Here is a 13,619-nt window from a genome sequence, read left to right as displayed (position 1 = left end):
CGACCCTACGGCCGGGGACCGTCAGGAACCGGCCAGTTCACGGCGCATCGCGAGCCGCGGCCACACGTCGAGACCGCGCGCGGCCTCGTGCTCCCGGATCGCGCGCAGCCCCGGGCCGGGCGCGATCAGCTCACGGAAGCCGAGCCGCACCCAGTGCGGGCCGTTCCACGGCACGTCCCGGTAGGTGGTGAGGGTCAGCGCGGGCAGCCCGCGGTCACGGGCCCAGCCGGCGAGGTGCTCGACCAGGCCCTCCCCGATCCGCCGTCCGCGCTGCGACGGCAGCACCGACACCTGCTCGACGTGCGCACAGCCGTCGACGAGGTCGGCGATCAGGTACCCGACGAGCCCGGCGCCTGCGCTCCTCTCGTCCACCCACGCCCGCCCCGCCACGACGTACGCGGCCAGCACCGCGGCCGGTGGCGGCTCCTCGTCGGCGACGACGTCGAGCCCGATCTCCCGGAACGGCTCGCCCGCGGCGCGCTCGATCTCACGCAGGGCGGGGACGTCGGCGACGCGGGCGGGACGGATCACACCGCGGGATCCTCCACCACCGCGCGGATGCGTTCCAGGGTCGTCCGCATCCCCTCGCGGTTGGTGCGCCCGCGGGCCCACCCCAGCAGTGCCCAGTAGAGCCGGGTGCCGGCCGAGGGCTCCAGCCGGAAGGACTCGGTGACGTCGGTGCCGTCGGTACCGTCCGGAGCGGCGGCCGGGGTGAAGCGGTAGTGCCAGTGGTTGATCGGCCGCCCGGCCACGAGCACGACGAAGCCGAACTCCGAGCCCGGCTCGCAGGCGGTGATCCGGCACTCCGACCAGTAGGTCGGGCCGCGTCCGTTGCGGACGACCTTGCCGCGGAACCGGACACCGACGGCCGGGCCGGTCGCGCCGCCCAGCCACTCGGCGTCGACGGTCTCGGGTGAGAACCGGCCGGTGTTGCGGATGTCGGAGACCAGCTCCCAGATCCGCTCGGCCGGCGCCGCCATGTGGACGGTGACCTCGTCATGCACGGTGTTCCCCCTCGATGCCGCACACCAGGTCGGCGGCGCGCTCCCCGATCATGATCGCGGTCGCGGCCGGTCCGCGCCGCGGCGCGCGGGGCAGGACCGAGGTGTCCGCCACCCGGAGCCCGGTCAGGCCGTGCACCCGCAGGCCGGCGTCGACGACGGCGTCCGGCCCGGTGCCCATCGCGGCGCTGCCGGACAGGTGCACCGAGGTCGTCAGGTGGTCGCGGATCCAGCCGTCGAGCCGGGTGTCGTTGCCGAGCTCCCAGCCGGCGGGGCCGCCGTCGTCGGGGCCCGCGCGGTCCCAGCCCGCGGCGCGCAGGATCTCCGCGGCGATCCGCACCGCGGCCCGCATCCGGTGCCGGTCGGAGGTGGTGCGGAGGTAGCGGAAGTCCAGCCGGGGCGGGTCGTCGTGGTCCGGGGAGGTGATGGCGAGCATCCCGAGGCTGTCCGGGCGCTGCACCGCGCACATCAGGTGCGCCGGCCCGCCGGGTGCGAACGGGTGCGCGAACAGCAGGATCTCCAGGTCACCGGCCGGGTCGGTCCCGGAGTCGAGGTTGAGCGCGGCCTGCGCGGCGACGGCGTCGGCGGGCGGGTCCGGCAGCCCGCTGCGCAACGGCAGGAACACCGCGGGGTGGTCCGACCAGCCACGCCCGACCCCGGGCAGCTCGTGCGCCACTGCGACGCCCGCGGCCCGCAGGGTGTCCTCCGGCCCGATCCCGGAGCGCTGCAGCAGCGCCGGGGTCCCGACCGCGCCCGCGGTCACGACGGTCTCGGCCGCGTGCAGGGTGCGCCCGCCGACGCGCACGCCGATGACCCGGTCGCCGTCGAGCACCAGGGTCTCGACCGGGGTCCCGCCGAACACGGTCAGCGCGTCCTTCCACTCCGCGTTCCCCCACGGCGGCGGCAGGTAGGCGGTGGCGGCGCTGACCCGGCGCCCGTCGACGGCGTTGGTCGGGATCGGACCCGCACCGGGTGGGCCACCGGCGTTCTTGTCCGGCTCCTCGGGGTAGCCGAGCGCGAGGCAGGCGGCCAGGAACGGGTCGGTCGTCGCGGCCCGCAGCCGGCCCGAGGGCCGCGAGATGCGCAGCGGACCGGCGTCGCCGTGCCGGTCGGAGGTGCAGAAGTCGAGGTCGCGCTCCAGCCGCCGGTAGAACGGCAGGACGTCGTCGTAGGACCAGCCCGGGACGCCCCAGTCCGCGAAGTCGGCCGGGACGGCCCGCACGAAGTAGCCGCCGTTGATCGCGCCGGAACCGCCCAGTACGCGTCCACGCGGCACGGTGCACTCCCGGCCCTGGCACAGCGTCGCCCGGTAGGCCCAGTTCAGGACGTGGCCGGGGGCGGTCGCGGCGAGCGAGGCGATCGGCGTCGAGTCCGGTGGGACGACGACGTCACCCGCCTCGACCAGCGCCGTCCGCAGCCCGCGCCCGGCGAGCCTGCCCGCGAGCGTGCACCCGGCGGACCCGGCACCCACCACCACCACGTCGAAGCTCTCGGTCATTGCTGCCAGGATGCCCCACGTGACCGACGCTGCACGTGACCTCGCCTCGTTCCTCACCGCGAGCCCGTCGCCGTACCACGCGGTGGCCGAGGCCGTCCGCCGGTTGTCCGCGGCGGGCTTCACCGAGCAGCGCGAGGACGAGCCGTGGGCCGACGGTCCCGGCGGCCGCTACCTGGTCCGCGACGGCACGGTCCTGGCCTGGTGGCAGCCCGCGTCCGGTCCGGGCGCCCCGCTGCGGATCTTCGCCGCGCACACCGACTCGCCCGGGTTCAAGGTCAAGCCGAACCCCGACGGCGGCGTGGCCGGGTGGCGCCAGGTCGGGGTGGAGGTCTACGGCGGTGCGCTGTGGAACTCGTGGCTGGACCGCGACCTCGGCCTGGCCGGGCGCCTCGCGCTCTACGACGGCCGGGTCGTCCCGGTCCGGGTGGACCGGCCGCTGCTGCGCATCCCGCAGCTGGCGATCCACCTCGACCGCGGCGTGAACCAGGGCCTGACCCTGGACCCGCAGCGGCACCTGCTCCCCATCTGGGGCCTCGGCGACCCGGACGGCGGCGACCTGGTGGAGTTCCTCGCCGTGCGCGTCGGCGAGGACCCCGAGGACGTCGCGGCGCACGACCTGTTCACCTACGACCTGACCCCGCCGGCCACCCTCGGTCGCGACGACGAGCTGCTCGCCGCCCCGCGGCTGGACAACCTGGCCTCGGTGCACGCCGGGATCAGCGCGCTGCTCACCGCCGTCGAGCGCGACCCGGGCACCGTCCCGGTGTTCGTCGGGTTCGACCACGAGGAGATCGGCTCGGCCAGCGCGACCGGCGCCGCCGGGCCGCTGCTGGAGACGGTGCTGACCCGGCTGGCCGGCGGGTTCGACGAGCGGCACGCGGTGTTCTCCCGGTCGCGCTGCCTGTCGGTGGACGTCACGCACGCCGCGCACCCCAACCACCTGGACAAGCACGACCCGGACCACCTGTCGGTGCCGAACCGGGGGCCGTCGCTGAAGGTCAACGCGGTGCAGCGCTACGCCACCGACGCGCCGGGCGCGGCCGCCTGGAAGCGGGCCTGCCGCACCGCGGACGTGCCGAACCAGGTGTTCGTCTCGAAGAACACGGTGCCGTGCGGGTCCACCGTCGGGCCGATCATGGCGACCCGGCTGGGCATCCGGACGGTCGACGTCGGCATCCCGGTGCTGTCGATGCACTCGGCGCGCGAGCTGTGCGGGGTGCACGACCCGGGCCTGCTGGCCCGGGCGGGTGTGGAGTTCCTGACCGACGCCGGCTGAGGCCCGCGGTCAGCGCAGCACGGGCTGCCCCGGCATGTAGGTGTCGCTGTCCACGATCCGCGACCCCAGCGGCAGCAGCGAGACCGGGATGAGCTTCAGGTTCGCCCAGGCCAGCGGCAGCCCGATGATCGTGACGGCGAGCGCGAGGGCGGTGGCGATGTGCCCGATCACCAGCCACCAGCCGAACAGCACGATCCACAGCACGTTGCCGATGGTCGACGCGGCCCCCGCGGTGGGGAGGCGCACGACGTCGCGGCCGAACGGCCACAGCGCGTAGAGCCCGATCCGGAACGAGGCGATGCCGAACGGGATGGTCACGACCAGCACGCAGGCGACGATCCCGGCGGCCGTGTAGGCGAGGAACAGCCAGAAGCCGGAGAGGACCAGCCAGACCACGTTCAGGATGAGGCGGAGCATGGTTCCAGCATGCCCGAGCCGGCCGGTTCCCCCTCCGGGATGTCCCGGAGGCCGACCCCGGGTCCGGTGATCGACGTGCGCTCCCGCTCCGCGCGGGGTGTCCTGGAGCACATGGTGGATCACGGTCTGTTCGGCCCCCGCTCGGTGACCTGGCGGGTGCACCTCGAACCCGTGATGTGGGTCGCCGGGATGCGCGCGCTGCTGCTGCAGTCGCTGGACCCGCGGGTGATGCGCGGGACGTACCAGAACTCGGCGCTGTTCGACCCGAAGAAGTCCTACGCACGGTTCCAGCGGACCGTCGAGTTCGTCGGAACCCGCACGTTCGGACCGCTGGCCGACGTCGACCGGGCCGGCGCCCGCGTCCGGCGACTGCACGCCGGGCTGCGCGGGCACGACCCCGACAGCGGGGAGAGCTACCGGATCGACGCCCCGGAGGGCCTGCTCTGGGTGCACGCCGCGGAGATCGAGTCCTACCTGGACGTCGCCCGCCGGTCGGGCCTGCTCGACGACGACGCGGCGGACGCCTACGTCGCCGAGAGCGTCCGGGCCGCCGAGGTGGTCGGCATCGACCCGGCGACCGTGCCGTCGTCGGTGGCCGAGATGGCCGAGTACATGGCCGCGGTGCGCCCCCGGCTGCGGATGACCGACGAGGCCCGCCGCGCGGCCGGGAACCTGTTCGCCCCGCAGGGCGCGGCGCCGCTGCAGGTGCGGCTCGGGATCGCGGGCCTGTCCACCCTCGCCCTGGCCACGCTGCCGCGCTGGGCCCGGCGCCTCTACGGGCTGCCCGGCCTGCCGACGACCGACTGGTCCACGACGCTCACGCTGCGCGGGCTCCGCACCGCCACCGGGGTGCTGCCGGCCGTGCCGGGGCCGCCGGAGATCGAGGAGGCGCGACGGCTGGTGCGGAGCAGCCGTGCGGCCGCGGAATCCGGGTGACCGACGGTCCCTCGTCCCGCCCGGCCGGGTGAGCAGGACGGCGTCGCGTTCCGCGGAACGCGGCCGACCCCGCAGGACGACGGCCCGTCCGGGGCCCACCGCAGCTCGCTCACCCTCACGTTCGACCCGTGATCTCCTCGACGACGCTCTCCCCGGTGCCCGGCCGCGACTCCCAGGCCCAGGTCTCATAGGAACGCAGCCGGCCGTCGTCGAGGACCTCGAGGCGGGCCTCGCAGCGACCCGAGCTGGAGGTTCCGTCGGTGGAGACGTGCACGTAGCGGAAGCGCAGGACGTCGCCGTCGCGGGTACCGGCCAGCCGGCCCAGCCGGACGGCGCCACCGGCGTACTCGGCCCAGATCAGGCCGTCGGCCTCGTGGTAGTCGAAGACGGTGGTCCGCCCGACCTCACCGTCCCCGGAGTTGCTCACGCCGGCGAACCGGCGGCCGTCCACGCTGGGTGCGCTGCTCACCCGGACACCCTGTCACGGAGGATGACGACCGTGGAGTTCCCCGAGACGCGTCGTACGCCGCTGGTCCGGACGTGCACCGACACCGGCGAGGGCCTGTGGAACGAGCTGCTCGGGATCCTGCTGGCGACCGGCACGTCGTTCGACGTCGTCATGGAGGACATGTTCACCGACTGGTCGGTGGAGCGGGTGGTGACGTTCGCGCTGGAGGACGGGCTGCCCGTGCGGCACCCGTTGCTGCTCGTCGTCGACGAGCGGGCACTGGCCGACCACGACTTCCCGGTCGTCGTCGCCGACCTGCGGGGTGAGCCGGGTCGGACGTTCCGGATCGCCGCCGCGGTGCTCTCCGGCTTCCCGTCGCCCCGCGCCGGGTTCGCCGACCACGCCGACCACGCGGAGCTGCAGCCCGACCGGACGTTCCGCGGGTTCTGCTGAGGGCGCGTTCCGCGGAACGCGGCCGGGCGGTCTCAGACGCCGGTGCTCCCGTCGATCCGCTCGCGGACCAGGTCGGCGTGCCCGACGTGGCGGGCGTACTCGGCGATGACGTGGGTGAGGATCCAGACCACCGACACCGCGTTCCCACCGAGGGAACCGGTGCCGTCCGGCCCGGCCGCCTCGACGACCTCGCGGGCCCGGCCGACCTCCTCCTCCCAGGCGGCGCGGGCCTCGACGATGCCCGCGCTCCCGAGCTCGAACCCGCCGTCGTGGCCGGTCCCGGGCTCGCGCGGGTGCAGCGGCGGCACGTCCTCGCCGCCCAGGACCTGCCGGAACCAGTTCCGTTCGACGGCGGCCAGGTGCTGCACCAGGCCCAGCAACGTCAGCGACGACGGCGGCACCGACGCCGTCCGCAGCTGCTCGTCGGTCAGGTCGTCGCACTTCCCGACCAGGGTGGCGCGGTAGAAGTCGAGCCAGGCCGTGAGCGTGGTGAGGGCGTCGGCCTGCATCGGGGGGTGTGCGCGGTCGGTCATGCCCGTGATCGTGACAGCGGGGTCCGACATCTTCCGCTCCCGGCCGGGCGGTGGTGCACTGCGGTCGTGACCGACACTCCGCCGACCGTGGTGCGCAGCAGCCGGGAGATCGACGCCGCGCCCGAAACGATCTTCGAACTGATCGCCGACCCCGCCCGCCAGCCCGAGTGGGACGGCAACGACAACCTCGCCGAGGCCGCCCCCGGCCAGCGGGTCCGCGCCGTCGGCGACGTCTTCTCGATGCTGCTGACGCAGGGCACCGTGCGGGAGAACCGGGTCGTCGAGTTCACCGAGGGACGCCTGGTGGCCTGGCTGCCGTCGGTGCCGGACAGCCCGCCGCCGGGGCACCTGTGGCGGTGGGAGCTGGAGCCGCTCAACGCCGGCCGGACCCGTGTGACCTGCACCTACGACTGGAGCGGGCTCGACCCGGAGGACACGTTCCGGCAGAAGCGGGCCCGCGACACCACCGCCGACCGGCTGCGCGCGTCGCTCGACCGGCTCGCCGTAGCCGCCGAGAAGATGTGATCCGCGACACTTCCGGCGGACGAACGATCATGGAAAGGTGCTGACCTGGCGGCATGGATGCCGAGCAGGTGATCACCGTTCTGGCCGGGTTCCCCGGCACACGGATCGTCGAGGGCAACGGGGACGCGTTCGCGATCCACGACCCGGACCACGACTACGAGCAGCGCCCCCGGCAGGGCTGGGCGACCGTGGTGCGGTCCGACGTGAACGACACCGCGTCCGACCTCGACCGCCCGGGAGCGTTCCGGCTCAACATGGGGCTGCCCACCGCGCGCTACCGGGAGCTGTTCCCGACCGATCCGGGCATCGACCCGGCGACCCGTGACGTGCTGTTCCCGCACCCCGTCTACGCCGCCCACCACTGGGTGGCGGTGGTGGAGCCGGAGACGACCTGGCCGCGGGTGCGGGAGCTGCTCGACGACGCGTACGACTTCGCCGTCCGCAAGCACGGGAACGCGGTCCGGCGGAGAGCCTAGGCTGAGCTGGTGAAACGCCGGTTGATCACGATGCGTGTCGCCCAGGACGATCTCGCGCTGTCGCCCGGCAGAGCCACTGAGCTGGAGCTGGGCGACCCGCTCGACTCGTTCGGCCAGGAGTGGCTGATGGCATCGCACACGGTGACCCTGCTCGACGACGGGACGGCGCTGCTGACCTTCGTGCTGGAGCGGCGAGGCTGGTAGTGCGAGCGGAATGATCGGCGCGTGGACGACACCCCCCGGCTGCACCCGCTGCTGTCCCGGCGCTTCAGCCCGCTCCTGTTCGACGAGGACCACCAGGTGTCCGACGACGAGGTGGCGCTATTGATCGAGGCCGCCCGCTGGGCCCCGTCCGCCGGGAACTCGCAGCCCTGGTCCTTCGTCGCCGGACGCCGCGGCGACGACACGCACCGCCGCATCGTCCGGCACGTACTCGGAGCCTCGCGCGACTGGGCACCGACGGCGGCGGTCCTCGTCGTCAACCTCTGTCACGTTCTCGTCGAGGAGACCGACTGGGAGTACTCGGAGTTCGCGCTCTACGACCTGGGCCAGGCCGTGGCCCACATGACGGTCCAGGCCGCGGCGCTCGGGTTGGCGACCCGCCAGTTCCGGGCGTTCGACCGGGACGGCCTCGCAGCTGAGTTCGACGTGCCCGGGCACTGGCAGGTCACGACCGTGTCGGCGTTCGGGCGCGGTGCCGGCCGACGACCGGAGCGGGAACGTCGCGCGAGCGCGGAACTGCGGTGGAGCGACCGTCATCTCAGGATCGAGCCCCGTGGCTAACCTCCGGGAACGCCGTAGTAGACGACGACTGTGCGTTCGCGGTCTTGATCACCCTGGACAGGATGATCGCTCCCTCATGCGTCAGTCCACCCCCGGCGCGGTGCGGGATAGTGGTCAACAGACCCGCTTTCCGGGCCGCGACCAAGTGCGCTTTGACGGTGCCGGGAGACCGACCCGTGAGTTCTGCCAGGACTCCGCTGGGGTTGTGAACGTTCGTGGTGCACGAGTACGCCATGGCCAACACCGACAGGTACTCCGGAGTCGAGGGGCCGAACGCGGCTGCCGCGTACTTCAGGAGGACGTGGGCCCGCTCCTGCTGATCGCTCGGTTCCGTCGGCGGAGTGAAGACGACCTGACGGAGCACGGTGGAGCTGATCCCCCCGGCCGTGGCGTACCAGTCGGCTCCCTCCGCAGGCTCGATCACCAATCGCGCCGGCCCACGGCTACTGACCTGGTCGTCGTACATCGCTGTGATCGACCATCCGTCGACCACCTGGTTCGTCTTCCGTGTGCCCACGCGCACAATATACACGGCTTGACTTGCCGTATCGGCCTAACGGATTGACATACCGTGTTAATACGAGAGTGCCCCGAGAGACAGGGCATGAGCCAGGGGGTGACCGGACCGCTGCTGAGGTTCAGGACGAGGTCACCCGCTGTCGGAGCGACGGCCGGACACCGTACGACACACCGGAGTCCGAGCCCTGGTCCGCGAGCACCGGGCAATGGGGCAGAGGCCTGGCGCATCAGATGCTCCGTCGTCGACCGTGCGGAAGCAGTCGCAGAGCGGTCGAGTGAGCACGGTCCTACCGGGACCGGCGGAGAGCACGCCTGTAGGCGGTCGTCATCCCGGGTCCGGTGGAACCGCCGAGTGCCACTATGCGGACCGAACCAGGCCCGTGACCTGGCGGTCTGGCGGAAGCGGGGGGATTCGAACCCCCGGTCCTTTCGGACGCCCGCTTTCAAGGCGGGTGCATTCGGCCGCTCTGCCACGCTTCCGCACGGGAGGGTAACGGGACCGCTCAGCGCTCCGCGCGGTAGTAGGTGACCGGCCCCATCCTGGTCGTCCCGTGCCCGACCACCGTCGCGCCGGTGAATCCCGCGGCCGTGAGCAGCTCCGGCACCGGCTGCGCCCCGTGCCCGTGCCCGTGCCCGTGTCCGTGCCCGTGGCCGTGACCGCCGTGACCGCCGTGACCGCCGTGACCGCCGTGACCGTGGTCGCCGTGACCGCCGTGCCGGGAGCGGCGGTGGGCCGGGTCGAGGCGGGCCAGCAGCGACAGCGCCTTGTTCACGGTGCGCATCCGTCCGCCGGTGCGCGGGTCGTGGTCGAGGTCGACCAGGTGCAGGCTCCCGCCCGGCGCCAGGACGCGGTGCGCCTCCCGCAGCGCCGCGACCTGGGCGTCGGCGGCGATGTGGTGCAGCATCAGCGAGGAGAGGACCCGGTCGACGCTGCCGTCGTCGAGGGGCAGGTCCTCGGCCACACCGACCTGCAGCTCCAGCTCGACGCCGGCCTCGGCGGCCTTGCGGCGGGCCATGGCGACCGCCTCCGGGTCGGGGTCGACGCCGCGCACGGTGGCCGTCGGCACGGCCTCCTTGGCGCGCAGCAGGACGTTCCCGGTCCCGCAGCCGATCTCCAGCACGCGGTCCCGCGAGCCGATGCCGGCCTGGGCCAGCAGCCGCCAGTACATCGGGACGGCGCCACTGAGCCGGGCCACGGTGTCGTAGCCGGGCAGCAGCCGCGAGCTGACGAGCGCGGGCGTGTGGGCGTGCGTGGTCATCGGATCCCCTCGGACGAACTTCGTGTTCTCCATCGACTCTCCCTGGCCTCCGAGCAGGTAACAAGGCACTATCCGTGGCCGTGATGGGACGAAGTTCGGACATCCCGCTGATCGGCTTCGCACACACGCCGGTACCGATCGCGGCGTACCGCGTCGACGGGCCGGTGCAGCTCCCGCGGGTGCAGGGGCCGCACGCGCACGACTTCCTCACCCTCGTGCACGTCGTGCGCGGCACCTGCACCTACCAGGTCGACGGGCAGGTCTGGCGGCTCGCCGAGGGCGATGCGTTCGTCATCGCACCCGGAGCCGTGGTCGACCACGCCGCGGAGACCTCGGCGCCACCCGGCGAGCTGTGGTCGGTCGTCTTCCCCGCGGAGGCGGTCGCACCCGCGTCCTGGCAGGACCATCCGCTGCTCGCACCGTTCGTCGGGCGCCACCGTGGTGGCGGGCAGCGGATCGGCGTCCCACCGGCGGACCGGGCGACCTGGCGGGCCCGCCTCGTCGACCTCGACGACGAGCTGACCCGCCGCCGCGACGGTCACGCCGAGGCCGCCCGCGCCCACCTCACCCTGCTGCTGGTGGCGCTCGGCCGGCTCGTCGACGACGTACCCGCCGAGTCGGGCGACCCGCTGCTCGCGGCGGTGTTCGCCGTCGTCGAGGAGCGGTTCGCCGGGCAGCTGTCGCTGCGCGACGTCGCCGCGGCCGTCGGGCTCACCCCCGGGCACCTGACGACCGTCGTCCGGCGCGGGACCGGGCGGACCGTCCAGCAGTGGATCACCGAGCGCCGGATGCGGGAGGCACGGCGGCTGCTCGCCTCCACCGACCTCCCGGTCGCCGAGGTGGGCGCCCGGGTCGGCTACCCCGACCCCGGCTACTTCGCCCGCCGCTTCCGGGCCGCGCACGGCGTCAGCGCCGCGACCTGGCGGGCCGGCTCAGGGACCCCCTGACGGGTGGCGGGGGACGTCCGCGCCGGTGCGGTCCGGCGCGGTGTGGTGGGATTCCCCCGGTCTCATCTCGGGAGGACGACGTGCGGTTCGACGAGAACGCCCGGCTCGACACGTCCGGCGTGGACGACCTGCGCGGATCCGGCGGTGGCCGGGGCGGCGGGGTCGGCGGCCGGGTGGCAGGCGCGGGCGGCGGCCTGGGCCTCGTCGGCGTCATCCTGTACCTGCTGCTGTCGAACTTCGCGGGCGTCGACATGTCCGGCATGGGCGCGGGCGGCGGCTACCCGGGGCTCGACCAGGTCGGCTCCGGCCAGACCGCGGACAACTCGTCGCTGCAGCAGAACTGCGCCACCGGCGCCTCGGCGAACACCTCGACGGACTGCCGCGTCGTCGCCGTCGTCAACTCCCTCGACGACTTCTGGGCCACCCAGTTCTCCTCCGGCTTCACGAAACCCCGGACGAACTTCTTCTCCGGTGGGGTGAGCACCGACGGCTGCGGCTCGGCGTCGTCGGACAGCGGGCCGTTCTACTGCCCGGCCGACTCCGAGATCTACATCGACCTCACCTTCTTCCAGGAGCTGCAGACCCGCTTCGGCGCGCAGGGCGGACCGTTCTCGCAGGCCTACGTGATGGCCCACGAGTACGGCCACCACATCCAGAACCTGCTCGGCACCAACCGCAAGGCCGGCAACGACACCGGCCCCACCTCCGGCTCGGTGCGTCTGGAGCTTCAGGCCGACTGCTACGCGGGCGTCTGGACGAACCACGCGACGACGACGCCCGGCCCGTCGGGGCGGCCGCTGATCAGCGAGCTGAACCAGTCCGACATCGACGCCGCCCTCGACACCGCGTCCCGGATCGGCGACGACTACATCCAGTCCAACCTGGGTGGCGGCCGGGTCGACGAGTCGCAGTTCTCCCACGGCAGCTCCGCGCAGCGCGAGAAGTGGTTCACCACCGGCCTGCAGAGCGGCAACCCCGACTCCTGCGACACCTTCGCCGCGCGCAGCCTCGGCTAGGGCCGCAGCCGCCCGAGCTGGTGGTCCAGCACGGCGAGCGCACCGGCACCGTCGGCGTCGCCGAGCAGGACGGACTCCGCGAGGCCACCGGCCAGCGCGAGCAGCACGGTCGCCTCCCGGGCCGGGTCGAGCCCGGTGAGCTCACCGGCGTCGCGGGCCGCGGTGAGCCGCTCGGCGACGGCCGTGTGGACCAGGCGGTTGCCCGTCCGGTAGGTCTCACGCAGCCGGTCGTCGCCGAGCGCCCGGATGAGGAAGGCGGAGCCGACGCGGGCATCGGTGCGGGCGTCGTCGTCGAGCGGGAGCAGCGCGGTAAGCAGGGCGCGGACCTCCCCCAGCGGCGACGACGGCGCGGCCGCCGCCATCCGGGCGCGCACCCGTCCGTCCACCCGCAGCTGCAGCTGCTGCGCGGCGAAGTCCAGCAGCTCGTCGCGCGAGGCGAAGTAGTGCTGGACCCGGCCCTTCGAGACCCCCGCCTCCTCCGCGACCCGGGCCAGGCTGACCGCCTCCAGCCCCTCGGCCGCGGCGACCCGCCACAGCGCCTCCGCGATCTCCCCACGGCGCTGCCCGTGGTCGACCACCCTCGGCATCTCCACCTCGTTCCGGTCCGATCGGCTTGCAAAAAGCTCCGTCCGCTTTTACAGTCCGATCGTATCGCGAAACGGGGGGACGATGCGCACCGGACACTTCACCGACACCGCGGCCCGGGACCGCTTCCGCGCGCTCCACGACGACGCGGTCGCCGCCCTGGGGCCGACGAGCAGCCGTGACATCACCACCACGCACGGCGTCGTCCGCGTCCTGACCTGCGACGGGCCACCCGGGACACCGTTCGTCCTGCTGCCCGGGGCGGGCTCGCCGGGGGTGGGCTGGGCGCCGAACGTGCCCGCGCTGCGCCGCCGGGCGACCGTGCACCTCGTCGACCCGCTCGGCGGCCCCGGGGCGAGCACCCAGGACGTGCCGCTCCGGTCGGTCGGCGACCAGGTCCGCTGGCTGCGCGGGGTGCTCGACGCGCTCGGCCCGTGCCACCTCGTCGGGACCTCGATGGGTGGGCGTCTGGCGTTCGAGGTCGCCCGCCGCTCCCCGGCCGGGATCCGCACGCTCACCCTGCTCGACCCGGCCCTGACCTTCACACGCATCCCGGCCGGCACGGTGGCCGCCTCGCTCGGTGCGCTGCCGGGTGCCCCGTCGTGGCTGCGCCGCCGGTTCGTCGCCCGGCTGGGTGGCGGCGCCGACGTCGCCGACGACCCGGTCGCCCGGCTGATCGAGGCGGGCCTGTCCGGCTACGCCTCCGCGGTCCCGCTGCCACCGCTGCCCAGCGCCCGGGACGTGGCAGCGGTCGGGGTCCGCAGCCTGGTGCTGCTCGGCGGGCGCAGCACGATGCTCGACGCCGGCCGGGCCCGTGCGCAGGCCGCGCTGTTGCCGCGCGGCACCGTCGAGGTGTGGCCGGACGCCACGCACGCGCTGCCCGGCGAGTTCCCGGAGCGCGTCGCCGAGCGGCTGTCGTCGCTGGTGGCGGCGTCGTGAGGCGCCGG

General features: G+C 73.9%; 19 protein-coding genes and 1 tRNA gene. 10 read left to right on the top strand and 10 right to left on the bottom strand.

Annotated elements, in window-relative coordinates:
* Positions 1-21: 21 nt before the first annotated feature.
* The 3 genes from DMP17_RS27800 to DMP17_RS27790 are packed head-to-tail and all read right to left on the bottom strand — an operon-like array spanning position 22 to position 2,499.
* Positions 22-531, bottom strand: coding sequence for a GNAT family N-acetyltransferase (locus DMP17_RS27800; RefSeq protein ID WP_226354621.1), 510 nt, complete (start codon positions 529-531; stop codon positions 22-24).
* A complete protein-coding gene (locus DMP17_RS27795) occupies positions 528-1,004 on the bottom strand; it encodes an SRPBCC family protein (protein WP_226354620.1) in 477 nt (158 codons plus the stop codon). The genes DMP17_RS27800 and DMP17_RS27795 overlap by 4 nt, the downstream gene beginning before the upstream one ends.
* The gene (locus DMP17_RS27790) at positions 997-2,499 is read right to left on the bottom strand and encodes a GMC family oxidoreductase (RefSeq protein ID WP_226368152.1); all 1,503 of its coding nucleotides are present in this window, start codon (positions 2,497-2,499) and stop codon (positions 997-999) included. Before DMP17_RS27790 ends, DMP17_RS27795 begins: the two co-directional genes overlap by 8 nt.
* Positions 2,500-2,518: 19 nt before the next feature.
* On the opposite strand from DMP17_RS27790, the gene DMP17_RS27785 reads away from it, so the two are divergent.
* A complete protein-coding gene (locus DMP17_RS27785; RefSeq protein ID WP_226354618.1) occupies positions 2,519-3,775 on the top strand; it encodes a M18 family aminopeptidase in 1,257 nt (418 codons plus the stop codon).
* Between the two features lie 9 nt (positions 3,776-3,784).
* Here DMP17_RS27785 and DMP17_RS27780 read toward each other — a convergent pair whose 3' ends face one another.
* On the bottom strand, positions 3,785-4,192 hold the full coding sequence (locus DMP17_RS27780) for a YccF domain-containing protein (protein WP_226354617.1): 408 nt from the start codon (positions 4,190-4,192) through the stop codon (positions 3,785-3,787).
* A gap of 111 nt (positions 4,193-4,303) precedes the next feature.
* On the opposite strand from DMP17_RS27780, the gene DMP17_RS27775 reads away from it, so the two are divergent.
* Positions 4,304-5,128 carry an oxygenase MpaB family protein gene (locus DMP17_RS27775; RefSeq protein WP_337831044.1) on the top strand — a complete coding sequence of 275 codons (825 nt, stop codon included), beginning with the start codon at positions 4,304-4,306 and terminating at the stop codon, positions 5,126-5,128.
* A 115-nt stretch (positions 5,129-5,243) separates the two neighbouring features.
* Here the strand turns inward: DMP17_RS27775 and DMP17_RS27770 are convergent, their stop codons facing one another.
* Positions 5,244-5,597, bottom strand: a complete 354-nt coding sequence (locus tag DMP17_RS27770; protein ID WP_226354615.1) for a hypothetical protein — start codon at positions 5,595-5,597, stop codon at positions 5,244-5,246.
* Positions 5,598-5,627: 30 nt separating this feature from the next.
* Between DMP17_RS27770 and DMP17_RS27765 the strand changes: the two genes are divergently transcribed.
* Positions 5,628-6,029 carry a DUF6924 domain-containing protein gene (locus tag DMP17_RS27765; protein WP_226368149.1) on the top strand — a complete coding sequence of 134 codons (402 nt, stop codon included), beginning with the start codon at positions 5,628-5,630 and terminating at the stop codon, positions 6,027-6,029.
* A 32-nt stretch (positions 6,030-6,061) separates the two neighbouring features.
* Here DMP17_RS27765 and DMP17_RS27760 read toward each other — a convergent pair whose 3' ends face one another.
* On the bottom strand, positions 6,062-6,562 hold the full coding sequence (locus DMP17_RS27760) for a DinB family protein (protein WP_226354613.1): 501 nt from the start codon (positions 6,560-6,562) through the stop codon (positions 6,062-6,064).
* Between the two features lie 66 nt (positions 6,563-6,628).
* On the opposite strand from DMP17_RS27760, the gene DMP17_RS27755 reads away from it, so the two are divergent.
* Genes DMP17_RS27755 through DMP17_RS27740 form a run of 4 tightly spaced genes read left to right on the top strand, consistent with a single transcriptional unit; the run spans position 6,629 to position 8,346 of the window.
* Positions 6,629-7,087 carry an SRPBCC family protein gene (locus DMP17_RS27755; RefSeq protein ID WP_226354612.1) on the top strand — a complete coding sequence of 153 codons (459 nt, stop codon included), beginning with the start codon at positions 6,629-6,631 and terminating at the stop codon, positions 7,085-7,087.
* A 53-nt stretch (positions 7,088-7,140) separates the two neighbouring features.
* The gene (locus tag DMP17_RS27750; RefSeq protein WP_337831043.1) at positions 7,141-7,563 is read left to right on the top strand and encodes a DUF6194 family protein; all 423 of its coding nucleotides are present in this window, start codon (positions 7,141-7,143) and stop codon (positions 7,561-7,563) included.
* A gap of 9 nt (positions 7,564-7,572) precedes the next feature.
* Positions 7,573-7,767 (top strand): hypothetical protein, encoded by a 195-nt coding sequence (locus DMP17_RS27745; protein WP_226354610.1) that lies wholly within the window; start codon positions 7,573-7,575, stop codon positions 7,765-7,767.
* Positions 7,768-7,788: 21 nt separating this feature from the next.
* The gene (locus DMP17_RS27740) at positions 7,789-8,346 is read left to right on the top strand and encodes a nitroreductase family protein (protein WP_226354609.1); all 558 of its coding nucleotides are present in this window, start codon (positions 7,789-7,791) and stop codon (positions 8,344-8,346) included.
* Here DMP17_RS27740 and DMP17_RS27735 read toward each other — a convergent pair.
* From DMP17_RS27735 to DMP17_RS27725, 3 genes are all read right to left on the bottom strand, one after another.
* On the bottom strand, positions 8,324-8,863 hold the full coding sequence (locus tag DMP17_RS27735) for a hypothetical protein (RefSeq protein ID WP_226354608.1): 540 nt from the start codon (positions 8,861-8,863) through the stop codon (positions 8,324-8,326). The genes DMP17_RS27740 and DMP17_RS27735 overlap by 23 nt on opposite strands.
* Before the next feature lie 396 nt (positions 8,864-9,259).
* A tRNA-Ser gene (locus DMP17_RS27730) sits at positions 9,260-9,345 on the bottom strand.
* Positions 9,346-9,368: 23 nt separating this feature from the next.
* Positions 9,369-10,124, bottom strand: a complete 756-nt coding sequence (locus DMP17_RS27725) for a class I SAM-dependent methyltransferase (protein WP_337831042.1) — start codon at positions 10,122-10,124, stop codon at positions 9,369-9,371.
* Between the two features lie 83 nt (positions 10,125-10,207).
* Here DMP17_RS27725 and DMP17_RS27720 point away from each other — a divergent pair, with 83 nt between their 5' ends.
* Both DMP17_RS27720 and ypfJ read left to right on the top strand, forming a co-directional pair.
* Positions 10,208-11,071 carry an AraC family transcriptional regulator gene (locus DMP17_RS27720; protein ID WP_337831041.1) on the top strand — a complete coding sequence of 288 codons (864 nt, stop codon included), beginning with the start codon at positions 10,208-10,210 and terminating at the stop codon, positions 11,069-11,071.
* Between the two features lie 80 nt (positions 11,072-11,151).
* The gene (gene ypfJ / locus DMP17_RS27715; RefSeq protein WP_337831040.1) at positions 11,152-12,087 is read left to right on the top strand and encodes a KPN_02809 family neutral zinc metallopeptidase; all 936 of its coding nucleotides are present in this window, start codon (positions 11,152-11,154) and stop codon (positions 12,085-12,087) included.
* Here the strand turns inward: ypfJ and DMP17_RS27710 are convergent.
* On the bottom strand, positions 12,084-12,674 hold the full coding sequence (locus tag DMP17_RS27710; RefSeq protein ID WP_226354604.1) for a TetR/AcrR family transcriptional regulator: 591 nt from the start codon (positions 12,672-12,674) through the stop codon (positions 12,084-12,086). The two genes, ypfJ and DMP17_RS27710, sit on opposite strands and share 4 nt — an antisense overlap.
* A gap of 82 nt (positions 12,675-12,756) precedes the next feature.
* Here DMP17_RS27710 and DMP17_RS27705 point away from each other — a divergent pair, with 82 nt between their 5' ends.
* Entirely contained in the window at positions 12,757-13,611 is an 855-nt protein-coding gene (locus DMP17_RS27705; RefSeq protein WP_226368143.1) for an alpha/beta fold hydrolase, read from the top strand.
* Positions 13,612-13,619 lie beyond the last annotated feature (8 nt).

Source organism: Pseudonocardia sp. TMWB2A, assembly GCF_017312135.1.
This window is presented reverse-complemented; position numbering and strand designations above follow the sequence as displayed.

Coding starts and splice junctions, on each gene's coding strand:
- DMP17_RS27790 (WP_226368152.1), bottom strand. CDS start 2,499: ATGACCGAGAGCTTCGACGTGGTGGTGGTGGGTGCCGGGTCCGCCGGG.
- DMP17_RS27780 (WP_226354617.1), bottom strand. CDS start 4,192: ATGCTCCGCCTCATCCTGAACGTGGTCTGGCTGGTCCTCTCCGGCTTC.
- DMP17_RS27775 (WP_337831044.1), top strand. CDS start 4,304: ATGGTGGATCACGGTCTGTTCGGCCCCCGCTCGGTGACCTGGCGGGTG.
- DMP17_RS27760 (WP_226354613.1), bottom strand. CDS start 6,562: ATGACCGACCGCGCACACCCCCCGATGCAGGCCGACGCCCTCACCACG.
- DMP17_RS27750 (WP_337831043.1), top strand. CDS start 7,141: ATGGATGCCGAGCAGGTGATCACCGTTCTGGCCGGGTTCCCCGGCACA.
- DMP17_RS27725 (WP_337831042.1), bottom strand. CDS start 10,124: ATGACCACGCACGCCCACACGCCCGCGCTCGTCAGCTCGCGGCTGCTG.
- DMP17_RS27720 (WP_337831041.1), top strand. CDS start 10,208: ATGGGACGAAGTTCGGACATCCCGCTGATCGGCTTCGCACACACGCCG.
- DMP17_RS27710 (WP_226354604.1), bottom strand. CDS start 12,674: ATGCCGAGGGTGGTCGACCACGGGCAGCGCCGTGGGGAGATCGCGGAG.
- DMP17_RS27705 (WP_226368143.1), top strand. CDS start 12,757: ATGCGCACCGGACACTTCACCGACACCGCGGCCCGGGACCGCTTCCGC.